Source organism: Polaromonas sp. P1_G1, assembly GCF_056405595.1.
Genome location: NZ_JBFUBU010000039.1, coordinates 25,423 through 46,649, shown reverse-complemented (window position 1 = coordinate 46,649; position 21,227 = coordinate 25,423). Strand labels below are relative to the sequence as shown.

At 65.1% G+C, this 21,227-nt stretch carries 20 protein-coding genes; 7 read left to right on the top strand and 13 right to left on the bottom strand.

What is annotated here, in order from left to right:
• Positions 1-18: 18 nt before the first annotated feature.
• A complete protein-coding gene (locus AC1D1Y_RS19180; RefSeq protein WP_477683724.1) occupies positions 19-1,494 on the bottom strand; it encodes a M20 family metallopeptidase in 1,476 nt (491 codons plus the stop codon).
• 236 nt (positions 1,495-1,730) lie between these two features.
• Here AC1D1Y_RS19180 and AC1D1Y_RS19175 point away from each other — a divergent pair, with 236 nt between their 5' ends.
• Positions 1,731-2,582, top strand: coding sequence for a DUF72 domain-containing protein (locus AC1D1Y_RS19175; RefSeq protein ID WP_477683723.1), 852 nt, complete (start codon positions 1,731-1,733; stop codon positions 2,580-2,582).
• Here the strand turns inward: AC1D1Y_RS19175 and asd are convergent.
• Both asd and AC1D1Y_RS19165 read right to left on the bottom strand, forming a co-directional pair.
• Positions 2,579-3,343, bottom strand: coding sequence for an archaetidylserine decarboxylase (asd, locus tag AC1D1Y_RS19170; RefSeq protein ID WP_477683722.1), 765 nt, complete (start codon positions 3,341-3,343; stop codon positions 2,579-2,581). The genes AC1D1Y_RS19175 and asd overlap by 4 nt on opposite strands.
• 74 nt (positions 3,344-3,417) lie before the next feature.
• A complete protein-coding gene (locus AC1D1Y_RS19165; RefSeq protein WP_477665218.1) occupies positions 3,418-3,606 on the bottom strand; it encodes a heavy-metal-associated domain-containing protein in 189 nt (62 codons plus the stop codon).
• Between the two features lie 157 nt (positions 3,607-3,763).
• Here AC1D1Y_RS19165 and AC1D1Y_RS19160 point away from each other — a divergent pair, with 157 nt between their 5' ends.
• The 4 genes from AC1D1Y_RS19160 (at position 3,764) to alkB (ending at position 8,128) form a co-directional block, all read left to right on the top strand.
• Positions 3,764-6,205: a heavy metal translocating P-type ATPase gene (locus AC1D1Y_RS19160; RefSeq protein ID WP_477683721.1), complete on the top strand. Its 2,442-nt coding sequence runs from the start codon at positions 3,764-3,766 to the stop codon at positions 6,203-6,205.
• On the top strand, positions 6,198-6,629 hold the full coding sequence (cueR, locus tag AC1D1Y_RS19155) for a Cu(I)-responsive transcriptional regulator (protein ID WP_477683720.1): 432 nt from the start codon (positions 6,198-6,200) through the stop codon (positions 6,627-6,629). Before AC1D1Y_RS19160 ends, cueR begins: the two co-directional genes overlap by 8 nt.
• Positions 6,630-6,718: 89 nt before the next feature.
• On the top strand, positions 6,719-7,444 hold the full coding sequence (locus AC1D1Y_RS19150) for a 2OG-Fe(II) oxygenase (protein WP_477683719.1): 726 nt from the start codon (positions 6,719-6,721) through the stop codon (positions 7,442-7,444).
• 30 nt (positions 7,445-7,474) lie between these two features.
• A complete protein-coding gene (alkB, locus tag AC1D1Y_RS19145; protein WP_477683718.1) occupies positions 7,475-8,128 on the top strand; it encodes a DNA oxidative demethylase AlkB in 654 nt (217 codons plus the stop codon).
• A gap of 15 nt (positions 8,129-8,143) precedes the next feature.
• Here alkB and otnI read toward each other — a convergent pair whose 3' ends face one another.
• The 10 genes from otnI to AC1D1Y_RS19095 all read right to left on the bottom strand — a co-directional run bounded on the left by otnI (position 8,144) and on the right by AC1D1Y_RS19095 (position 18,810).
• A complete protein-coding gene (gene otnI, locus AC1D1Y_RS19140) occupies positions 8,144-8,977 on the bottom strand; it encodes a 2-oxo-tetronate isomerase (protein WP_477683717.1) in 834 nt (277 codons plus the stop codon).
• 6 nt (positions 8,978-8,983) lie between these two features.
• Positions 8,984-10,861: a SulP family inorganic anion transporter gene (locus AC1D1Y_RS19135; protein ID WP_477683716.1), complete on the bottom strand. Its 1,878-nt coding sequence runs from the start codon at positions 10,859-10,861 to the stop codon at positions 8,984-8,986.
• Between the two features lie 55 nt (positions 10,862-10,916).
• Positions 10,917-11,954, bottom strand: coding sequence for a Cj0069 family protein (locus AC1D1Y_RS19130; protein ID WP_477683715.1), 1,038 nt, complete (start codon positions 11,952-11,954; stop codon positions 10,917-10,919).
• An 18-nt stretch (positions 11,955-11,972) separates the two neighbouring features.
• Positions 11,973-12,899, bottom strand: a complete 927-nt coding sequence (locus tag AC1D1Y_RS19125; protein ID WP_477683714.1) for an amidohydrolase family protein — start codon at positions 12,897-12,899, stop codon at positions 11,973-11,975.
• Between the two features lie 10 nt (positions 12,900-12,909).
• Positions 12,910-13,818: a Fe-Mn family superoxide dismutase gene (locus tag AC1D1Y_RS19120; protein ID WP_477683713.1), complete on the bottom strand. Its 909-nt coding sequence runs from the start codon at positions 13,816-13,818 to the stop codon at positions 12,910-12,912.
• A gap of 10 nt (positions 13,819-13,828) precedes the next feature.
• Positions 13,829-15,178 (bottom strand): chromate efflux transporter, encoded by a 1,350-nt coding sequence (gene chrA / locus AC1D1Y_RS19115; protein ID WP_477683712.1) that lies wholly within the window; start codon positions 15,176-15,178, stop codon positions 13,829-13,831.
• Positions 15,175-16,119 carry a chromate resistance protein ChrB domain-containing protein gene (locus tag AC1D1Y_RS19110; RefSeq protein WP_477683711.1) on the bottom strand — a complete coding sequence of 315 codons (945 nt, stop codon included), beginning with the start codon at positions 16,117-16,119 and terminating at the stop codon, positions 15,175-15,177. Before AC1D1Y_RS19110 ends, chrA begins: the two co-directional genes overlap by 4 nt.
• A 231-nt stretch (positions 16,120-16,350) precedes the next feature.
• Positions 16,351-16,959, bottom strand: a complete 609-nt coding sequence (gene metW, locus AC1D1Y_RS19105) for a methionine biosynthesis protein MetW (protein ID WP_477683710.1) — start codon at positions 16,957-16,959, stop codon at positions 16,351-16,353.
• Positions 16,956-18,116, bottom strand: a complete 1,161-nt coding sequence (gene metX, locus AC1D1Y_RS19100; RefSeq protein ID WP_477683709.1) for a homoserine O-succinyltransferase MetX — start codon at positions 18,114-18,116, stop codon at positions 16,956-16,958. Before metX ends, metW begins: the two co-directional genes overlap by 4 nt.
• A gap of 136 nt (positions 18,117-18,252) precedes the next feature.
• Positions 18,253-18,810 (bottom strand): TMEM165/GDT1 family protein, encoded by a 558-nt coding sequence (locus AC1D1Y_RS19095; RefSeq protein ID WP_477683708.1) that lies wholly within the window; start codon positions 18,808-18,810, stop codon positions 18,253-18,255.
• Between the two features lie 614 nt (positions 18,811-19,424).
• Here AC1D1Y_RS19095 and AC1D1Y_RS19090 point away from each other — a divergent pair.
• Entirely contained in the window at positions 19,425-20,627 is a 1,203-nt protein-coding gene (locus tag AC1D1Y_RS19090) for an ammonium transporter (protein ID WP_477683707.1), read from the top strand.
• Positions 20,628-20,660: 33 nt separating this feature from the next.
• Positions 20,661-21,227, top strand: coding sequence for a sigma-70 family RNA polymerase sigma factor (locus AC1D1Y_RS19085; RefSeq protein ID WP_477683706.1), 567 nt, complete (start codon positions 20,661-20,663; stop codon positions 21,225-21,227).

Genomic DNA, 21,227 nt, shown 5'->3' with positions numbered 1-21,227 from the left:
AAGGGGGGCGCACCCGAGTCAACCGGGAACGCGGGCCATCACATGCGCGACCGCGGCGGTCAGCTTCTTGGCATAGGGCACGTTCAGGAATTCGTTGGGGCCGTGGGCATTGCTCTTGGGGCCCAGCACGCCGCAGACCATCATCTGCGCCTTGGGAAAGCCCTTGCTCAGCATGTTCATCAGCGGAATCGTGCCGCCCTGGCCTATGGTGCCGCAAGGCGCGCCGAAAAAGCTCTGCGACGCGTCGTTGAGCGCGTTCTCGAACCAGGGCACGGTGCCGGGCGCGTTCCAGCCGGTGGCGCCGCCGTTGCTTTCGAAAGTCACCTTGGCCTGGTAGGGCGCGTTGTCTTCYAGCAGSGYCTTGAGYTCCTGCACCGCCGCACCGGCGTCGATCAGCGGCGGGAAACGCAGCGAGAGCTTGAAGGCGGTGTAAGGCCGCAGCACGTTGCCGGCGTCCTTGAGCGCCGGAAAGCCCTCGGCGCCGGTCACGCTCAGCGTGGGGCGCCAGGTGCGGTTGAGCAGGGCTTCGACCGGGTCGGTGGTGGTGGGCAAGGCGAAGCTGCTGGAGCCTTCGCAGTCGTAATGCGCCCACGGAAAGCGCTTGTAGATTTCTTCGCCGAGGATTTTGGCGGTGGCTTGCGCCTGGGCCAGGCGGTCGGCCGGGATTTCGCAATGGAAGCTCTGCGGCAGCAAGCGCCCGGTCTTGCTGTCCTCAAGGCGGTCCAGCACCTGGCGCATGATGCGAAAGCTCGAGGGCACCAGGCCGCTGGCGTCGCCGGAGTGCACGCCTTCGGTGAGGATTTCGACCTTGAGCACGCCGGCCGCATTGCCGCGCAGGCTGGTGGTCAGCCACAGCTGGTCGTAATTGCCGGCGCCGGAGTCCAGGCACACCACCAGGGCGACCTCGCCGAGGCGCTCGCGCAGCGCGTTGACATAGGGCAGCAGATCGTAGGAGCCGCTTTCCTCGCAGGTCTCGATCAGGCCGACGATGCGCGGGTGGGGAACGTTCTGGGCTTTGAGCGCCTGCACTGCGGCGATGCTGGCGTAGACGGCATAGCCGTCGTCTGCGGCGCCGCGGCCGTAGAGCTTGCCGTCCTCGTACTTGGCCGTCCAGGGGCTCAGGTCATTGCGCCAGCCGGTGAATTCGGGTTGCTTGTCGAGGTGGCCGTACATCAGCACGGTTTGCGTCGAGTCGGCGCGCGTAGCCGGGATCTCAAAAAACAGCACCGGGGTCCGGCCTTCGAGGCGCACGACTTCCAGTGTGAGGCCTTCGACCTTCTGCGCCTCAACCCAGGCCGCCGCATTGCGCATGACGGTGTCGATGAAACCGTGCTGCGCCCAGTCGCTGTCGAAGGTCGGGGACTTGGCGGGGATGGAGATGTAGTCGGTGATCTGTTTGACGATGTCGCCGTCCCACTGGGCGGTCACCTGGGAGAGGGCCTGGGCGGCGTTGAGGATGCTGGCGGGGATTTCGCGGTGCAGGGGGGCGTTCATGGAAGGGCTCCGAGGGAAATTGTCGGCTTTTCAGGGCAGCTTTTGGCCGCGGCAGCTGCTACTGTACGCTTCCGACACAGACCGCGCCACCGGCCAAGGGAAGACCCGCAATTTGAGAATTCCACCTACAACGCCCGCGGCCGGCGGGGGCAAAGATAACTTCTCCATTTCTCCCCCTATCCGGACGAGATTTGGACGACAGAACAAACCAGCGACCAGCAAGCCACGGAGCCGCCATGACACCAGCCAGCCGCACCCCAGCCAACCCTTCCGCGCCGGCCCATTCCCGCATCCGCGCTGGCGTGGGCGGCTGGACTTTTGAGCCCTGGCGCGGCAACTTCTTCCCGCCAGGCCTGCCACACAGCCGCGAGCTCGAATACGCGAGCCGTCAGCTGAGCGCCATCGAGGTCAACGGCACTTATTACGGCACGCTCAAGCCGGCCAGTTTCAAAAAGTGGCATGACGAGACCCCCGACGGCTTCGTGTTCTCCCTCAAGGCCTCGCGCTACGCGACCAACCGCCGCGTGCTGGCCGAGGCCGGCGAGTCCATCCAGCGGTTCATCGAAAGCGGCATCAGCGAACTGGGCGACAAGCTGGGCCCCATCGTCTGGCAATTCATGCCCGGCAAGGTGTTTGAGGCCGGGGATTTCGAGGCTTTCCTGGCGCTGCTGCCCAAGCAGGTGGACGGCCGGGCCCTGCGCCATGTGGTCGACGTGCGCCACGAAAGCTTTATGTCGCCCGACTATCTGGCGCTGGCGCGCCGTTACAGGGTCGCCACGGTATTTACCGACGCTGACAAATTCCCGTCCTTCGCCGACCTCACGGGCGACTTCGCCTATGCCCGCCTGATGATGAGCGAAGCAGGGCTGGAGACCGGCTATGAGGAAGGTGCACTGGATGCCTGGGCCGAGCGCGCGCGCCAATGGGCTACAGGCGATGCGCCTGCCGACCTGCCAATGCTGGAGGACGCGCCATCGCAAGGCAAACCGCGCGACGTGTTTGTGTATTTCATCAACGGCGCCAAGGAGAGGGCGCCGGCCGCGGCCATGGCGTTTTTAAGCCGCCTGGGCTTTACGCCCCCTGCCTAGTTGTAGACAGCCATGGCCTCGCCGAGCCGCACCTCGCGGCCGGGCGCCCATTCCGGGTTGAAGCGCAGCGGCCCCTTGGGAAACAGCATGACGACGGTGGAGCCCAGCAGGAAGCGGCCCATCTCTTCGCCCTGCTTCAGGCGGATCGCGGAAGTCGGCTCATCAGGGTAGTCCCATTGCCGCACCACCTTGCCGCGCGGCGGGTTGACCACGCCGTGCCACACCGTGGCCATGCTGCCGACAATCGTCGCGCCGACCAGCACCAGCACAAAAGGTCCGCGCGCCGATTCGAAAACGCAGACCACGCGCTCGTTGCGCGCGAACAGCCCGGGCACGCCGCGCGCGGTGACCGGATTGACGGAAAACAGCTCGCCCGGCACATACACCATGCGCGCCAGCCGGCCGTCACAAGGCATGTGAATGCGGTGGTAGTCGCGCGGGCTCAGGTACAAGGTGGCGAAGTGGCCGTCCTGGTAGTGCGCAGCCAGCGCCGCGTCACCGCCCACCAGCGCGGTGGTTGAGTAGCTGTGGCCCTTCGCGCCGGGCTTGAGCGCGCGTGTGAAGAAGTCGTTGAAGGTGAGGTAGCTGGCGATGTCCGAATTGAGCGCCTCGTCCATGTTGACCTGGTACTTGGCGACAAAGCGGCGGATGATTTCCGTGGTGACCCAGCCGCGCTCGCGCGAAGCCACGAAACCGGCGAAGGAAGTCAGCGCCTGCTTGGGAAACAGGTATTGGGGAAGGACGGCGAATCGGTCGGACACTAGGCGGCTTGAAGGATGGAGGAAGGGCCATTCTATCGAGGCCCAAACGCCACCGCCGTCGTCCCCAAGGTGACTTACTGTGCGGGATAACCCGCCTCGGCGAGCGCCGCCGCCACGGCCGGCCGGTCTTGCGAGGACTGCACCACGACTTTTTTGGCCGCCAGGTCCACGCGGACCTGCGCGGCCGGGTCCAGCGACTTGACGGCCTGGGTGATGGCCCCGGCGCAGTGGCCGCAGCTCATGGCGGGGATGGTGAATTCCATCGAGGATTCCTTGGGTTGTGAAATAAAGGGTTTGAACAGCAGTCTGAACCTTCCCATGGGGGCAGGGTCAAGCCAGTCCGGCCAAATCCGCCCCGCGCCCGTGGCTATTGTCCTGCGGGCTTGACCCTCCCATGGTGGTAAGGTTCAGACTGCCCCCATGAACACAAGCGCCTCCTTCAAAACACCTTCCGCCGCAGCCGCGCTGGCCGAGTGGCAGTTTCCCGTCCAGGGCATGAGCTGCGCCTCCTGCGTGGCGCGTGTGGAACGCTCGCTGGCCGATGTCCCCGGCGTCCAGGACGTCAGCGTCAATTTCGCGACCGAACAGGCCAGCGTGAAGGCGCGCGCCGATGTCGGCATGGACACGCTGAAGGCCGCCGTCGCCAAAGCCGGCTACAGCGTGGCCGAGCAATCCCTGCAACTCAGGATAGACGGCATGACCTGCGCTTCCTGCGTCTCGCGCGTGGAAAAAGCGCTCAGGCAGGTGCCGGGCGTGCTCTCGGCCAGCGTCAACCTGGCGACTGAAACCGCCGAAGTCGGCGTCGCGGGCAATGCCGCGATGCTGCCGGCGCTGGTCGCGGCGGTGGCCAAAGCCGGCTACCAGGCGAGTGAAATCCCCGCTTCCGGCGCCCCCGTGGACAAAGCTGCCGCGCCCTGGTGGCCCATCGCCCTGGCGGCCGTCCTCTCGGCTCCGCTGGCCTTGCCCATGGTGGGCACGCTCTTCGGTAGGGACTGGATGCTCGATGGCTGGCTGCAGTGGCTACTCGCCACGCCGGTGCAGTTCTGGCTGGGGGCGCGTTTTTACCGCGCCGGCTGGAAGGCCTTGCGCGCCCGCACCGGCAATATGGACCTGCTGGTGGCACTGGGGACCTCGGCGGCTTACGGCCTGAGCGTCTACCAGTTGCTGCGGCACGGCGGCCACGGCATGGCCCACCTGTACTTCGAGGCCTCGGCCGTCGTCATCACGCTGGTGCTGCTGGGCAAGTGGATGGAAACACGCGCAAAGCACCAGACCACTGCCGCGATACGCGCGCTGCAGGCGCTGCGACCCGACACCGCGCGCCGTCGCCGTGACGGGAAAGATGAAGACGTCGCCCTGCAAGAAATACAACTCGGCGACCTGGTCGTGGTGCGCCCCGGCGAACGCATTGCGGTGGACGGCGAGATCGTCGAAGGCGCCACCCAGGTCGACGAATCGCTGATCACCGGCGAAAGCCTGCCGGTGGCCAAGCACGCGGGCGACCACGTGACCGGCGGGGCGGTCAATGCCGAAGGTTTGATCGTGGTCCGCACCACCGCCATAGGCGCGGAATCCACGCTGGCCCGCATCGTGCGCATGGTCGAGTCGGCACAAGCCAAAAAAGCGCCGATCCAGCGCCTGGTCGACCAGGTCAGTGCCGTCTTCGTGCCGGTAGTCATAGGCATTGCCCTGGTGACCCTGCTGGGCTGGGGCCTGGCGACACAGGACTGGGAAGCCGCCATCCTGAACGCCGTCGCGGTGCTGGTGATTGCCTGCCCTTGCGCGCTGGGCCTGGCCACACCGACCGCCATCATGGTGGGCACCGGCGCCGCCGCCCGCCAGGGCATCCTGATCAAGGACGCCGAGGCGCTGGAGGTGGCGCACAGCGTCAAGGTTGTGGCCTTTGACAAGACCGGCACGCTGACCGAAGGCAAGCCCGAACTGGTGGCGCTGGAGCCCCATGGCATCACGGACCAAGAACTGCTGGCCTGGGCCGCGGCCATCCAGTCGGGCAGCGAACACCCGCTGGCCAGGGCCGTGATGCGGCGCGCGGCGGAGCAGTCGCTCGAGGTCCCCACGGCAACCCAATTGCGCGCGGTCGCGGGACGCGGCATGGCCGCCGTGGTGGCGGGCCGCGAACTCCGGCTTGGCAGCCCGCGCTTCATGCAGGAGCTGGGCCTGGACCTTGACGCGTTCACCTCGCTGAACACCCGTGCCGCGGAACTTGAAACCCAGGGCCGGACTGTGTCCTGGCTCGCCGATGTCTCCGGCGCCCCCCGCTTGCTCGGGCTGCTGGCTTTCGGCGACACGCTCAAAACCAGCGCGGGGGCCGCCATTGCGCGCCTGCACGCGCTGGGCATACAGACCGCCCTGGTGACCGGCGACAACCGCGGCAGCGCTGAAGCGGTGGCGCGGCAACTCGGCATTGACATCGTGCACAGCCAGGTGTTGCCGGAAGACAAGGCCGCCATCATCGGGCAGCTCAAGGCCGGCATCCAGTCAAAGGGTGGGCGCGTGGCCATGGTCGGCGACGGCATCAACGACGCGCCGGCGCTGGCGGCTGCCGACGTCGGCATCGCGATGTCCACCGGCACCGACGTGGCCATGCACGCGGCCGGCATCACGTTGATGCGCGGCGACCCTTCCCTGGTGGCCGACGCCATTGATATTTCACGCCGCACTTACGCCAAGATTCGCCAGAACCTGTTCTGGGCTTTTGTTTACAACGTGGTCGGCATCCCGCTGGCCGCGCTGGGGTTTTTGAGCCCCGTGATCGCCGGCGCCGCCATGGCGCTGAGTAGCGCCAGCGTGGTGATGAACGCCTTGCTGCTCCGCCGCTGGAAAGGAAACACCCATGACTGAAGCCACCGACACCCTTGACGCCATTAACATCGGCCCGCTCAACATCGGCCAGGCCGCCGCGCGGTCGGGCGTGTCGGCCAAGATGGTCCGCCACTACGAGTCGCTGGGGCTGTTGCCCACGGTGCACCGCACCGAGGCGGGCTACCGCCAGTACGGCGAGAAAGAGGTGCACACGCTGCGCTTCATACGCCGCGCCCGCGCGCTGGGCTTCAGCATGGCCGAGATCACCGAACTGCTCAAGCTGTGGCAGAACAAGCGCCGCGCCAGCGCGGACGTCAAGCGCATCGCCTTGGCCCATGTGGCCGACCTGGAGCGCCGCATCACCGAGATGCAGGCCATGAAGCAGACCCTGGGCCATCTGGCCCACTGCTGCCAGGGCAACAGCCGGCCCGACTGCCCGATCTTGACTGAGTTGGCGGCCTGAATGAAATGTCCGATTCCGGCGAGCGCAAGCGAGCCGCCGAATTTATCCTGAGGGTGTTGATGGCACCCCATCGCCCCACGGACTGCTGCATGCCACCCCTTTCCAGAACACTTTCTCTCTTGCCAGCCGACACGGACGACTGGGCGGCCGCCACCGCCGCACTGGACCTCCGCGGCAACGCCGTGCTCCCGCAACTGTTGAGTGCGTGGGAATGCAAAACCGTGGCGGGGCTGTATGCCGATGCGCGCCATTTCCGCAGCCGCGTGGTGATGCAGCGCCACGGCTTCGGCCAGGGCGAATACCAGTACTTCAGCTACCCGTTGCCGGACATCGTCGCGCGGCTGCGCGCCACGCTTTACCCACGCCTGGTCGGTATAGCCAACACGTGGAACGAAGCCATGGGAATAGATGTGCGCTATCCGGCCGACCATGCCGATTTCCTGGCACGCTGCCATGAAGCCGGCCAGCAGCGGCCCACGCCGCTGCTCTTGCAATACGGGCCCGGCGACTACAACTGCCTGCATCAGGACCTGTACGGCGAGCATGTGTTTCCCCTCCAGATCGCGGTGCTGCTGTCGCGCCCGGGCGAAGACTTCAGCGGCGGCGAGTTTGTGCTGACCGAGCAGCGCCCGCGCATGCAGTCGCGGCCCGAGGTGGTGCCCTTGAAGCAGGGCGATGCCGTGGTGTTTGCCGTACACCATCGGCCGGTGCAGGGCAGCCGGGGTTTTTACCGGGTCAACATGCGGCATGGTGTGAGCACCGTGCGCAGCGGGCATCGGCACACGCTGGGGATTATTTTTCATGACGCGCAGTGAGCTTGCCGCGCGCGCCGCAAAGGAGATGGTTTGACCCTGGGGCTTTTTGATGACGTGCTGCCGCCCTATGCCGCGCCCGAAGTGATCGCACCGGGCGCGGCGCTGCTGCGCGGCTTTGCGCTTGAGGCGGATGAAGCCTTGCTGCAGGCCGTGGAGAGCGTCACCGCAGCCGCGCCGCTGCGCCACCTGGTTACTCCCGGCGGCTACACCATGTCAGTCGCGATGAGCAATTGCGGCGCGCTGGGCTGGGTATCCGACCGTAGCGGCTACCGTTATGACGCGAAGGACCCTCTTTCCGGGAAGCCTTGGCCAGCCATGCCCACTTGCTTTGCCGAACTGGCGTTGCGCGCCGCGGCGGAGGCGGGTTTTGACGGCTTTCATCCCGACGCCTGCCTGATCAACCGCTATGAACCCGGTGCGCGGCTTTCGCTGCACCAGGACAAGGACGAGGGCACGATGGACGCGCCCATCGTTTCCGTGTCACTGGGCCTGCCGGCCGTGTTTCTGTTCGGCGGCTTGAACCGGGGCGACAGGCCCGCGCGCTACCGCCTGCAGCATGGCGACGTGGCGGTGTGGGGCGGCCCGTCGCGGCTGGCCTACCACGGCGTGGCGCCGCTGGCCGACGGCGAGCATGCGCGCCTGGGCCGGCAGCGCATCAATCTGACGTTTCGCTGCGCGCGCTGAATCTGCCGAACGCGCTCAAGCGCGTTCGCGAAATTTTTTCAGCCAGCCCAGCCCGTCCGGCGTGGCGCCGGCTTCGGCGCCGCGCAGCGGCCGGTATTCGCAGCCGACCCAGCCGCTGTAGCCCAGCTCGTCGAGCAGCGCCAGCAGATAGGGGTAGTTGATCTCGCCGACGTCCGGCTCGTTGCGGCCGGGCGCGCCCGCGATCTGCAAATGGCCGACATGGCCCGTGGGCAGGTATTTGCGAAGCTTCATGGCCAGGTCGCCCTCCACCACCTGGCAGTGGTAAAGGTCCATCTGCACCTTGACGTTGGCCGCGCCCACTTCGCGGATGATTTCATGCGCGTGGTCTTGCCGGTTCAAAAAGAAGCGCGGGATGTCGCGTGTGTTGATGGGTTCTATCAGCAGATCCACACCCACCCTGGCGGCCAGCACGGCCGCCTCGCGCAGGTTGTTCACATAGGTGGACTGCACCGCCTCGCGCTCCATTCCCGTGGGCAACACACCGGCCATCACGTGGATGCGCGGGCAACCGAGGGCCTGTGCGTACTCCAGCGCAATCGCGATGCCGGCGCGGAACTCGGCCTCATGGCCGGGCAGGCAGGCCGTGCCTTTTTGCGCGGAGGCCCAGGCCTTCTCGATGCTCGCCACATCCACGCCGCCCGGCGGCGCGTTGAACAGCACCAGCTGCTGGCCGTGCCGCTGCAGGATGGCCTTGAGTTCCTGCGGCGCCCAGACGTAGGGTGAGAGGATTTCCACGGCCGTGAAGCCGTCGCGCGCGGCCGCGGCAAAACGCTGCTCCATGGGAAGCTCGGTGTACATCCAGCTGAGGTTGGCGGCGAATTGGGGCATGGGATTTCAGGCGGCGGGTGTGTCGGGGCCGGGTGCGGTTTTGCATTCCCAGAATATCCGCGCCGTGCAGCGCCGGCAAATTTCCGGGTCCAGGTTGTTGAAGATGGTCGAGATGGCGGTGAACTTGTCGGGGAACTGGTGTTCAGGCCCGAGCACGCTGGTGAAGCCGGTTTTGCGCCACATGCGGATGACTTCGGGCCGCGGCCGGTGAAAGTACAGGTCGCCGCCCATCGCGCGGCGCGCGGCGAGTTCGGCCTCCCACAGCTCGGCGCCGGCCAGGTCGATGAAGTTCATGCTCTTGCCCATGACCAACAGGTGTTTTTGCGGCTGCAGCTGGGTGCGCAGCGCGTGCAGGATGTCGGCCACGTGCTGCGTTGCGCCGAAGTAAACCTCGCCTTCCATGCGCAAGAGCTTCAGTTGTGGGCATTCCGGCAGCACCTGGCGTGGCGCTTCTTCGGGCCCGTCAGGGCCCGTATTTTTTTTGGCTTCCAGCCCCGCGTCGGGCGAGTTGTCTATCACCACGAACTGGCGATCCAGCCCCCGGCTGTCAAAGCCCATGCTGCGCATCGCGGGCCTGGATGTGCGATAGAGGAAAGACATCAGCGACAAAATCATGCCCAGCAGGATCGCGATTTCCAGCCGTATGGTGACCGTGGCCGCCACGGTGGCCAGCGCCACACCGAAGTCGCTGCGGCTCAAGGTGAACAGCTGGCGCCAGCGCGCGGCGTCGAGCAGCGCGAAGGCCACCAGTACCAGCAGCGCCGCCAAAGCGGCCATGGGAATCTGCGCCAGCAGAGGCGCGCTGACCGCCACCAGCGCCAGCAGCAGCAGGGCCGAAAACACCGAAGCCAGCGGCGTGCGCGCGCCGGCTTCCAGGTTGGGCATGGAGCGGTTCATGGAGCCGCAGGAGACATAGCTCGAGAAGAAACCGCCGACGATGTTGGACAGTCCCTGGCCGCGGAATTCGCGGTTGGCGTCTATGCGCTGGCCTGAACGCAGCGCCACGGTCTTGGCGATCGAAATCGCCTGGCCCAGCGCCACGATGGTCAGCGCGAAGGCCAGGCCGACAAGGTCGGTCGCCTGCGCCCAGCTGATGCGCGGCACTTCAAAGCGCGGCCAGGGCACGGGGATTTGCCCCACGGTGCGCAGCGAAGCCGACGGCGTGGCCTCCGGGTGCAGCCAGCGGCTCCAAACCCAGGCCAGCGCGGTGGCCACCACCAGGCCGATCAGCATGTAAGGCCAGTTGCGGCGCAGGCGGCGCAGCAACAGTGCCACGGCCAGCGTGATGGCGGCAACGCCCAGCGCCAGCGGCTGGGCGGCGCCGAGATGCGTGAGCACATGCCCCAGCACGGCCGCGGCGCTGTGTTCGGGCGCGGGCGCAAGGCCCAGCAGGTCGGGCAGCGCATGCACGGCGATCAGCAGCGCGGCACCTGAAGTAAAGCCGAAAAGCACGGCCGGAGAAATGAAGTTGGCCAGCACGCCCAGGCGCAGCGCGCCTATCAGCCACTGCATGACGCCGACCATCACGGTGACGGCCAGCGCGAGCTGGATGTAGAGCGGGCTGAAGGCCATGGCCAGCGGCGAGAGCATGGCGAACAGGGCCAGCGAGTTGGCGTTGGTGGGGCCCGACATGACGTGCCGGCTGGAGCCGAACAGCGCGGCGATGATGCAGGGAATCACGGCGGTGTAAAGGCCGTAGGCCGGCGGCAGGCCGGCCAGCGTCGCGAAGGCGATGCCTTGCGGCAGCACCAGCACCGCGCCCAGCAGGCCGGCCATCGCGTCGGCCCGCACGGTGGCGGGCGACACTTCGCGCACCCAGTCGCCGAACAGGCGCTCCAGGAGCGGAATCGATGACCGGGGTGCGTAGGCGGCTGAGGGTTCCATCACGAGGGCTTGAGCATACCGCGCTCAGCGCCCCGGTCATCCACCGGCGAAGCGATCAAATCTGCTCCAGACGACGTTGCACAGCCAACACCAGTGGCTGAATTGCGGAGTCCGGGAACGGCGCTACGCTGCTGACGTTAATCTCGCAAAGCACATAGCGCTCAGAGCCATCGACCAGGGGCTCACCGAACATGAAGTCGCAATCCCAAAGGAAGGGAAGCTGCTCGCGCGAAAGGCCGACTCTTGCGCGAAGCAAGTCGACCCACTCGGTCTCAAGCCGTTCCTTCAAGAACTGGAACTGCGGCAGATCGGCGGCGTGGTACAGCCTCGGGCCGGATGGCGGTGCCGGCTTCCCAGGTTTGGCGGGGTAGAGCGCGTTCACCGACTGGTGCCCGAAGCCCTCGACGCGATCCTCCACCAGGTAGGCGCGCACCATGCCTTCCACCAAGCGCGCTTGCCATGCCTGGTCGATCATGTGCCCGCCATTCGCCGGCTCGAAGTACGGAGCCAGCCTTGCCAGGAGCGCCGGAAGCTCCATCAGCTCTTCGTCGCTGCCACGCTGGGCGTGGCGCACACGCAGGCACGCGGGCGTGCCAATGGGGCCCGCCAGTTCCACTCGCCAGATACCGATCCCGCTATGCCCCCGGTATTGCTTGAGCACCCGTGGGCCCTGGCGGAGTCGTTCCGGTAATTCCTCCTCGAGCTGTTTGAGGCTTTCGATTCGGCAAACGTCGCTGCCGAACGGGAGGTCGCGCGTGTGGAACAAAACGTCCTTGGTTCCCAGCTTCAGGATGCTCTCCGGGTGCGCGCTGACCACAACCCCCGCGTCGGCAATCCGCCGCAGCATGGCGTCCAGGACGTCCCGTCTTCGTCCGCCTTCGATGGGGTTGCACCAGGTCAGCACAAGGCGGCAGTCGCGCAACTGCGCCTCCACTTCCTCGGCAAAAGCATCGTTGTACACAGCCGGGACGGCGGTTACGCCAGCGCTTGCAAACGCGTCGAACAAGGCGGCAAAACGGCTTTCCGCCGGATCCGCGCGATTCCGCATGGCGCGATCGCCTGGGTAGAGCAATGCGACGGAAGGTCTGGGCATGATCAGCTCCTTAAAGGCTTAGGCGTGCAGCAGGCGCCGCGCATTTCCACTGGCGATCAGCTCCCGGTCGGTTTCGCCCAGGCCGCACTGGTCGAACAGGCTGGTGAGCCGGGCCGGCAGATCCGTTTCAGTGACCACGGGCCAATCCGTGCCGGTGACGACATGGTCCGCCCCTACGAGGTCGATGGCCGCACGCAGCATGACCGGGTGCGTGCCTGTCGTGTCGATGTAGACATTGCGCCGCGGCGACGCGTGTTTGCCGATCCGCGCGCCATCCGCCAGGCATTCCCCGACCATCAAGCCACCCAGCGCAAGCGCGGTGACGACCACGTTCAGATGGGGCATCTCCTCGAACATGCCGGCGTGCACCATGGCCAGCAGGGCGGCGCTGTTGATCGCGCTACGCGAAAGACGCTCGCTGAACTTTCCTGTGCGCCTGAACTTCTGGCGCAGAGCCACGTCCGGCACCGGATGCAGGAACACAGGGACGTTCAGCTCCGATGCGGCAAGAAAGGTCGCCCTGGCTTCTGGTGCATCGGGCAGCAGATCCCCCTTTGCACTCTCGATAAACACACCTTTCAGGCCCAGCTCCTTGACTGCTCGCGTCAATTCGCGGCCTGACGCTTCGCCACGGTAGGCGTCCACGGTGGCAAGCCCGTGCAACACACCACTGTGGCGGTGTGTGACTTCTGCCATCGAATCATTGATTCTGCGGATGGTGTCGAGGTCCGCTTCCTCACCTGGGGCCAAGACGAACTCAAGGGAGGTGTTGATGACGCGGCTCGTCACGCCTGCCGTCTGCAGCGACGCCAGCAATGCCGCCTCTTGCGTCAGCCGCCGGCTGACGCCGTCCCAGAATTCCTTCTGGGCTGGTGGGTTGCCTCTGGACGCGTCGACCGGAATGCCCTTTCCGGCGAAGTGGCAGTGAAAGTCGATCACGTCCATGAAGCACGCCTCAGGTTTGCTTTGCCGCGAGCGGCCGGCCTGCCGCTTTCCAGCCGTCAATGCCGCCGCTCAGGAACTTTGCATCGACCCCTGCCGCACGCAGGCGCATGGTGGTGGATCGCCCGACCTCGTGCCCGTAAACGCAATAGACCATCACGGGCTTGTCCTTGGGCAACTGCGCCGACCAGTCGTTCACCTGGGCAGGGTCTCGCCACTGCGCGCCGGGGATGAGCGAGTCCGCCTGGTCGAAGACCCCTGCCCGCCGGACATCCAGAACATGGGCGCCGGCGAGGTCGTCCGCAGTGGCGGCGAACAGCTCGCTTGAAGCCTCCACCGCGGCCTGGTAGCGCTCGTACACGCGCGTCCAGTTGATGTTCTCCATGAAGGCGTCGACATACTGGCCGGCGGCTGCGCCGAAATCCAGGTGGTAGGCGTGCTCGTACATGTCGAGCGCCAGGATGGGGATGCCACCCGCCACCGCGTGCGTGTGGTCCGCGGCCCACTGGTTCACAAGGGTTCCATCGCGCGGCTGGAATACCAGCAGCACCCAGCCGGAGCCGCCGGCCAGGGCCTTGCCCATGGCGACGAACTCCTCACGCCATCGTTCAACGCTGCCGAAATTCGATTGCAGCGCAAGCACCGCCGCGGGTGTCAACGGCTCGCCGGTGGCACCCAGGCAGTCGAAGTACAGCTCGTGCAACAGCATCGAGTTGGTGGCGATGAGTTCTTCCCGCTTGAGCCCATTCAGGTCGAAGCCGGCCGCAGTCGCGAAAGGCATCTCCCGCAACCGGCCGCGGATGGCATTCAGCCGTTTGACGGCGCCGCTGTAGTTGTTCTGGTGATGGCTGCGCAGCAGCTTCTCGGAAAGGCCGTTCATGCCGGCAGGATCGAAGGAGAGGTCGTGAATTCGAGCGTCCATGGGTGCACCTTTAAATAATGTTGCTGAGCCGCAGCGCCAGGCCGACGATGCCGGAGACCAGCACGACGGGAATGACGCCAACCTTGAAGCGGAACAGCGCCACGGCGGCCGCTATTCCGATGACGGCTGAAGCCCACTCGAACCGGCCCGCGAGGCCATGCGGCCAGAGCACGTGGTAGGCAAAGAACACCGCGAGATTCAGGATCACGCCCACCACGGCGGCTGTGATGCCGGTCAGCGGGGCCGTGAACTTCAGGTTGCCGTGCGTGGACTCGATGAAAGGCCCGCCGAGCAGGATGAAGAAGAACGACGGCAGAAAAGTGAAGAAGGTGACCACTGTCGCCGCGGCGGCACCGGCCAGGAACAGCGCCTCAGGGCCGAAGATGGCCTTGGTCCAGCCACCGACGAAGCCTACAAACGCGACGACCATGATCAACGGGCCGGGCGTGGTCTCGCCGAGCGCCAGGCCGTCAATCATCTGGGGGCCGGTAAGCCATTGGTAGTTGTCCACGGCGCCCTGGTAGACGTAGGGCAGCACCGCATAGGCGCCGCCAAATGTCAGCAGCGCGGCCTTGGTGAAGAACCATGCCATCTGTGTGAGCACCGCGTCCCACCCGTATGCAGCCGTGAGAGTGCCGATGGCGGCTACCCACAAACTTAGGCAGACGACCAGCACTTGCCTGACGCGCTTCCAGTTGAAGAGCGCATGGGCGGGCGTGGGCGTATGGTCGTCGATGAGGGCCGGGCCGAACTGCTTGGCGGAAGCGCCGTGGCCGCCGGTCTTGAACTTGTCGGGTGCGTACTTCCCGCCGAAGTAGCCGATGGTGCCGGCCGCGAGCACGATCAGCGGGAACGGGACGTTGAATGCGAAGATGGAGATGAAGGCCGCGGCCGCGATGCCCCATAACCAACTGTTTTTCAGGGCACGGGAGCCCACCCGGTACGCAGCATGCACGACCAGTGCGGTGACCGCGGGCTTGATGCCGTAGAACAGGCCCGCGATGGCCGGGACGTGGCCGAAAGCCATGTAGATCCAGGACAGTGCCATCAGGATGAACAGCGACGGCAGGACGAACAGCCCGCCGGCGACAATGCCGCCCCAGGTTCGGTGCATCAACCATCCGATGTAGGTCGCCAGCTGCTGCGCCTCCGGGCCGGGCAGCAACATGCAGTAATTCAGGGCGTGCAGGAAGCGGTTCTCGGAAATCCAGCGCCGGCGCTCCACGAGTTCCTCGTGCATGATGGCAATCTGCCCTGCGGGCCCGCCGAAGCTGATGAAGCCAAGCTTCAGCCAGAAGGAAAACGCTTCCCCGCGGGTGATGGGTTCGGGCGCTGTCTGGTCGGCGATATGAGTGGTCATTTGGCGGCCTTCAGAGCAGCATGCAGGGTGTCAAAAAAAGCGAACGCCGCTTCAAGCAACTGGTCGTCGTCCGCGTGCTGCGCTTGCAAACCCCGGACGATCATTTCGATGCCCGGCGCTTCGTCGGGCGGAACGCCCCCGACGTCGATGTAATGCACGAGTTGCCCGAGCCGCGCGAGGGCGGGCTTCTCGTCAAGGCCGAAGCTCCTGGCGACGACCTCGAAGGTCACCAGCTCACCCACGTGCGTGAAAGCCGCTCCGTCGAAGTCGTAGCCGAGAGCCTGTTTGGGGCACTTCTTCGGATCCGCCAGCCAGATGAAGTTCGGGGACTTGTCGATGAAGCGACTGACCAGCCAGGCTGTGGCGAGGCGGTCCACCCAGGGGCGCTTGCGGGTGGCCCAGGTGCGGCCCTGGTAGTCCTGGATGGAAAGCGCGGGGACAACAGCCTTTGTAGGCGACGGCTCGTCCGGTGAGAGGTGCAGTTCAATCTCACGCCGCAGAGCCGAGACGGCCTCAACACACCCTGCGCTCTCCTTGCCCGGGAAGAAATCGCTTGCCTGGACCTGCTGCAATTGCTGCTCAAGGCTGCGCAGTGTCTTATGGAGTTCCGCTTCGCTGGCCGCCACTATGCCCTTGCGGGCATCCTTCACGGCCTGCACGAGCTCTGCATAGTGTTCGGAGCGGTCGAACAGGGCGCGGAACGCTTGTTCCTGGGCGTCATCGCGCGCGCGCAATTCGAGCAAGTATGCGTCAGCGCCGGCGTCGGCAATCGTCTTGGCGAGCTCCCGGAGAGCAGGGGCGGAGGGCGCGGTGGCTGGAAGGACATAGACCCCCTCCCGAAGCGTTCCCGCACCTGTAGCCTTGAGTGCGCGCCACACCCGGACCCGCAGGCCACTCGGGGTGGTCGGCAGTGTTGCGGTAAGGACTATCCAGTCGTTCATGAAGCAAATATCTCATAAAGTGATGAACGTTACAAGAGGATTTGTCAGATTTGTGCTGAAAACGTACTGTTGACAGCTTTCGAACGCGGCGCAACATGCCTCAGCACGACTTGGAGGCGCGGGGGTGCTAGGTCAGAATTCCGGCCGGCCCATTCGGAATTGCGGGTTATGTCTGCTTTTGGCCGAAACCGTCGTTAGAGGTTAGAGGTTAGAGGTCAGACAGCGCCAGCGCTACTCACGCCGGAACTTGAACACCGCGCGGCTGGCGCGGGCATTCGGCCAGAAGCGCACTTCGCGGCCGTCCTGCAGGCCGAAGGCCTCGAGGATCTCCAGCTGGTTCTGCAGTGCCAGCGCTTCGAAATCCTGGAGCGTGCCGACACGGATGTTGGGCGTGTCGTACCACTGGTAAGGCAGCACCTTGGTCACCGGCATGCGGCCGCGCGCAACAGCGAGGCGATTCGGCCAGTGGCCGAAGTTCGGGAACACGACGATGCCGGCGCGGCCCACGCGCGCGGTTTCGCGCAGCATGGTTTCGGCGTTGCGCAGGTGTTGCAGGGTGTCGATCTGCAGCACCACGTCGAACGAGCTGTCGCCGAACAGCGCCAGGCCTTCCTCAAGATTGAGCTGGATCACGTTGACGCCGCGCGCCACGCAGGCCTGGACGTTGGCGTCGTTGATCTCGACGCCGTAGCCCGAGCATCCGCGCTCGCGGATCAGGTAGTCGAGCATTTCGCCAGTGCCGCAGCCCAGGTCGAGCACGCGGGAGCCGGGCGGCACCAGGCGGGCGATGGACAGCAGGTCGGCCGAAGGCTGCACATTGAGGTCGACAGTCGGGTTCATGCGGCCACCTTGCTCTGGAAGTAGGAACGCACCACACCGAGATAGCGGTCGTCCTCCAGCAAAAACGCATCATGGCCGTGCGGTGCGTCGATTTCGGCGTAGCTCACGTCGCGCTGGTTGTCGAGCAGCGCCTTGACGATTTCGCGGCTGCGCGCGGGGGAAAAGCGCCAGTCGGTGGTGAAGCTCACGAGCAGAAATTTGGCCTGCACATGGGCCAGCGCCTGGGTCAGGCTTCCGCCGTAGCTACGGGCTGGATCGAAGTAGTCGAGCGCGCGCGTGATCAGCAGATAGGTATTGGCATCAAAGTACTCGCTGAATTTGTCGCCCTGGTAGCGCAGATAACTTTCGATTTCAAATTCGATGTCCTGCGTGGTGTATTTGTAGGGTGTGTCGGCATTCACGGTTTCCGCTACCGCCTGGCGCAGCTGGCGGCCGAATTTTTCGTTCATCACGTCGTCGCTCAAATAGGTGATGTGGCCGATCATGCGGGCGATGCGCAGGCCGCGTTTGGGCAGCACGCCGTGGCGATAGAAATGGCCGCCGTGGAAGTCGGGGTCGGTCACGATGGCGCGCCGGGCCACTTCATTGAAAGCGATGTTCTCGGCCGTCAGGTTGGGCGCGCTGGCCACCACCACGGCGTGGCGCACCCGGTCCGGGTACTGCAGCGTCCAGGCCAGGGCCTGCATGCCGCCCAGGCTGCCGCCCATCACGGCGGCCAGGGTCTGTATGCCCAGGCGGTCCAGCAGGCGGGCTTGCGCGCTGACCCAGTCCTGCACCGTGACGACAGGGAAGTCGGCGCCGTAGAGTTCCTGCGTGTCGGGGTTGGGCTGCATGGGGCCGGTGGTGCCGAAGCAGGAGCCCAGGTTGTTGACGCCRATCACRAAGAAGCGGTCGGTGTCSACCGRCTTGCCGGGGCCGATCATGKTGTCCCACCAGCCTTCGGATTTGTCGATCGGCTGGCCCTGCGCATCGAGGTAAACGCCCGCCACATGGTGAGAGGCATTGAGCGCGTGGCAGATCAGCACCGCATTGGATTTGTCGGCGTTGAGCTCGCCGTAGGTTTCATAACTCAGGTCGTAGGCGCGTATCGACGCGCCGCTCTGCAGTGGCAGCGCCTCGACAAAATGCATGCTGAGCGGGGTGGCAATAAGTGTCAAAAAATCACCTGCAGAAACAAAAAAACCCGGCGTCGCTAAAGCGAGTCCGGGTTTTTGGATGTCGTCTTTAGCTGTACTTTTTAAGCGCCCGCAAGCTGAGCAAATCGGCGCTGAGGGCCAGTATAGCAAGCCGGGGTCACACCAAGAGAGCGGCCAGGCCCAAGCCGGCAAAAATCAGCGCCGACACAATGTGCACGGCGCGCAGCGGCACCAGGCGCGTGACGCGCTCCCCCAGCCAGACGACCGGCGCGTTGGCCAGCATCATGCCCAGCGTTGTGCCTGCCACCACGCTCGCGATGGCGTCATAGCGCGCGGCCAGCATCACGGTGGCGATCTGCGTCTTGTCGCCCATCTCTGCCAGGAAGAACACCAGCACAGTGGTGAAGAAGACGCCGTAGCGCGGCGGTTTTTCGTCCTCGTCCGCATCGAGCTTGTCGGGCACCAGCATCCAGGCGGCCATGGCCAGAAACGAGGCGCCCAGAATCCAGCGCAGCATTTGGGGACTGATCAGCGTGGTGACCCAGGCGCCGGCGGCCCCAGCAAGGGCATGGTTGACCAGGGTGGCGACCAGGATGCCGGCAACGATGGGCCAGGGCTTTTTGAAGCGGGCTGCGAGGATGAGTGCGAGGAGTTGCGTCTTGTCGCCCATTTCGGCGAGGGCGACGATGCCCGTGGAGACGAGGAAAGCTTCCATTCAAAAAGACTCCGGCCGGACAAAACCCATGACTGCACGGCATCCCCGGCCTGAAGCGGAGGCTGTGCAGTCAAAGGTCTCGCGTGATCCGAAGACCGCTTGCGCCATGCCCAAAGAACCTGTTTTCAATCTATACGGGGCCGCGTTGGGGTGCAATCGGGATGAGTGGGCCGACCGGGAACGCCGCATGGGCTAATGCCCATGCAAGGGCCCGGGTGGCTCAATCGCCCGATTTCACCCCAACCCGGAGGGCAAGTGCCTTCTCGGGCGGTCTGCGGCGTTGCGGCGCTGGCCCATAGCGGTGCTATGGGCTGGCGCGCCGCGCCTTGCATCCCATCCCGAGAAGGCGCTTGCGCGGCCTCGTATAGATTGAAAACAGGTTCTAGAACAAGTCTGTTGACGCAAGCCCCTTTCAGGATTGAAAGGCTGGCTACTCCCCAATGACAGCCTTCATTCTATCCTTGGTCTCCAAAGCTTCGCGGGGAGCGCCCACTCAACCCGATTCGGCAGCCCTTTCGCACACTTCCGGCGCATTTCTTGCTTGTATTTGGTGCAATTCCTGAAATTCACGGAATTGCGCACCAATAAATCACATTTCATCTGAAGAGGGACATATGGAAGCACTAAAACAGGGCTCGGACGCCTTGTTCATCCTGCTGGGCGGCATCATGGTGCTGGCCATGCATGCCGGTTTTGCCTTTCTGGAACTGGGCACAGTTCGCAAAAAGAACCAGGTCAATGCGCTGGTCAAAATCCTGGTGGACTTCTCGGTGTCCACCGTGGTGTATTTCGTAGTGGGCTATGGCGTCGCCTACGGCACCCATTTCTTCGTTGGCGCGGAGCAGCTGGCCGCTAAAAACGGCTATGAGCTGGTCAAGTTCTTCTTCCTGCTGACCTTTGCCGCGGCGATTCCGGCGATTATTTCGGGCGGCATTGCCGAGCGCGCGCGCTTTTACCCACAACTCATCGCCACGGCCGTCATCGTCGGCCTGGTCTATCCTTTTTTCGAGGGCATCGTCTGGAACCAGCACTTCGGCGTGCAGGCCTGGATCAAGTCGCTCACCGGCGCGGAGTTCCATGACTTCGCAGGATCCATCGTGGTCCACGCCGTGGGCGGCTGGCTGGCATTGCCGGCGGTGATTTTGCTGGGTGCGCGCAGCAACCGCTACCGCAAGGACGGGGCGGTGTCGGCCCATCCGCCGTCGAACATCCCTTTTCTGGCGCTGGGCGCCTGGATCCTGACCGTGGGCTGGTTCGGCTTCAACGTGATGAGCGCGCAGACCATCGACAAGATCTCCGGCCTGGTTGCCGTCAACTCGCTGATGGCCATGGTGGGCGGCACGCTGGCGGCGCTGGCTTTCGGCAAGAACGACCCGGGCTTTGTGCACAACGGTCCGCTGGCCGGGCTGGTGGCGGTGTGCGCCGGTTCTGACCTGATGCACCCGCTGGGCGCGCTGGTGACGGGCGGCGTGGCCGGCGGCGTGTTCGTCGTGATGTTCACGCTGACGCAGAACAAATGGAAGATCGACGACGTGCTGGGCGTCTGGCCCTTGCACGGCCTGTGCGGCTTGTGGGGTGGCATCGCGGCCGGTATTTTCGGCAGCCAGGCATTAGGTGGTTTGGGCGGCGTGAGCCTTGGGGCGCAACTGATCGGCAGCGCGATGGGCGTGGGCTGGGCATTGCTGGCGGGTTTTGCCGTCTATGGCGCGCTCAAGGCCACGATGGGCCTGCGCCTGAGCCAGGAGGAAGAGTTTGAAGGCGCCGACCTTTCGGTCCACCGCATTGGCGCGACGCCGGATCGCGAAGTCAATTGGTAGCGGCCGGGGCCGCCTGCCGCTAGACTTCCGGCCATGCCTACTTTTGAAGAGCAGCTGGTCGAACACCGGCTCTACCTCCTTCGCTTTGCGCGCCTGCAGCTGCGCAACGACGAATGGGCGGAAGACGCGGTGTCGGAGACCCTGCTCGCGGCGCTGTCCAAGCCCCAATCCTTTGGCAACCGCTCGCAGCTCAAGACCTGGCTGGTCGGCATCCTCAAACACAAGGTCATAGACCTGATCCGGAGCAATGCCCGCCTGGTGGCCGTGCCCGATGCGCAGGGCGACGAGGAAGGCGACGAACTGGACCGGCTGTCCTTCAAGGCCGACGGCCACTTCGCCGAAACCCCCAACGACTGGGGCAACCCCGACCAGACCCTGCAGCAGGTGCAGTTCTTCCAGGTGCTGGACGCCTGCATGGAGCGCCTGCCGCCGGCGCTGGGCCGGCTGTTCCTGATGCGCGAATGGCTGGAGCTTTCCTCACAGGAAGTCTGTAAGGAACTCTCGCTGACACCGACCAACCTTTATGTCCAGTTGCACCGGGCCCGCCTGCGCCTGCAGGAGTGCCTGAATATCCACTGGTTCGGCCAACCCGGCACCTGA

What these genes read in the sequence shown, in the direction of transcription:
- AC1D1Y_RS19175 (WP_477683723.1), top strand. Translation starts at nt 1,731, where the DNA reads ATGACACCAGCCAGCCGCACCCCAGCCAACCCTTCCGCGCCGGCCCAT.
- AC1D1Y_RS19165 (WP_477665218.1), bottom strand. Translation starts at nt 3,606, where the DNA reads ATGGAATTCACCATCCCCGCCATGAGCTGCGGCCACTGCGCCGGGGCC.
- AC1D1Y_RS19160 (WP_477683721.1), top strand. Translation starts at nt 3,764, where the DNA reads ATGAACACAAGCGCCTCCTTCAAAACACCTTCCGCCGCAGCCGCGCTG.
- cueR (WP_477683720.1), top strand. Translation starts at nt 6,198, where the DNA reads ATGACTGAAGCCACCGACACCCTTGACGCCATTAACATCGGCCCGCTC.
- AC1D1Y_RS19150 (WP_477683719.1), top strand. Translation starts at nt 6,719, where the DNA reads ATGCCACCCCTTTCCAGAACACTTTCTCTCTTGCCAGCCGACACGGAC.
- otnI (WP_477683717.1), bottom strand. Translation starts at nt 8,977, where the DNA reads ATGCCCCAATTCGCCGCCAACCTCAGCTGGATGTACACCGAGCTTCCC.
- AC1D1Y_RS19135 (WP_477683716.1), bottom strand. Translation starts at nt 10,861, where the DNA reads ATGGAACCCTCAGCCGCCTACGCACCCCGGTCATCGATTCCGCTCCTG.
- AC1D1Y_RS19130 (WP_477683715.1), bottom strand. Translation starts at nt 11,954, where the DNA reads ATGCCCAGACCTTCCGTCGCATTGCTCTACCCAGGCGATCGCGCCATG.
- AC1D1Y_RS19125 (WP_477683714.1), bottom strand. Translation starts at nt 12,899, where the DNA reads ATGGACGTGATCGACTTTCACTGCCACTTCGCCGGAAAGGGCATTCCG.
- AC1D1Y_RS19120 (WP_477683713.1), bottom strand. Translation starts at nt 13,818, where the DNA reads ATGGACGCTCGAATTCACGACCTCTCCTTCGATCCTGCCGGCATGAAC.
- chrA (WP_477683712.1), bottom strand. Translation starts at nt 15,178, where the DNA reads ATGACCACTCATATCGCCGACCAGACAGCGCCCGAACCCATCACCCGC.
- AC1D1Y_RS19110 (WP_477683711.1), bottom strand. Translation starts at nt 16,119, where the DNA reads ATGAACGACTGGATAGTCCTTACCGCAACACTGCCGACCACCCCGAGT.
- metW (WP_477683710.1), bottom strand. Translation starts at nt 16,959, where the DNA reads ATGAACCCGACTGTCGACCTCAATGTGCAGCCTTCGGCCGACCTGCTG.
- AC1D1Y_RS19095 (WP_477683708.1), bottom strand. Translation starts at nt 18,810, where the DNA reads ATGGAAGCTTTCCTCGTCTCCACGGGCATCGTCGCCCTCGCCGAAATG.
- AC1D1Y_RS19090 (WP_477683707.1), top strand. Translation starts at nt 19,425, where the DNA reads ATGGAAGCACTAAAACAGGGCTCGGACGCCTTGTTCATCCTGCTGGGC.
- AC1D1Y_RS19085 (WP_477683706.1), top strand. Translation starts at nt 20,661, where the DNA reads ATGCCTACTTTTGAAGAGCAGCTGGTCGAACACCGGCTCTACCTCCTT.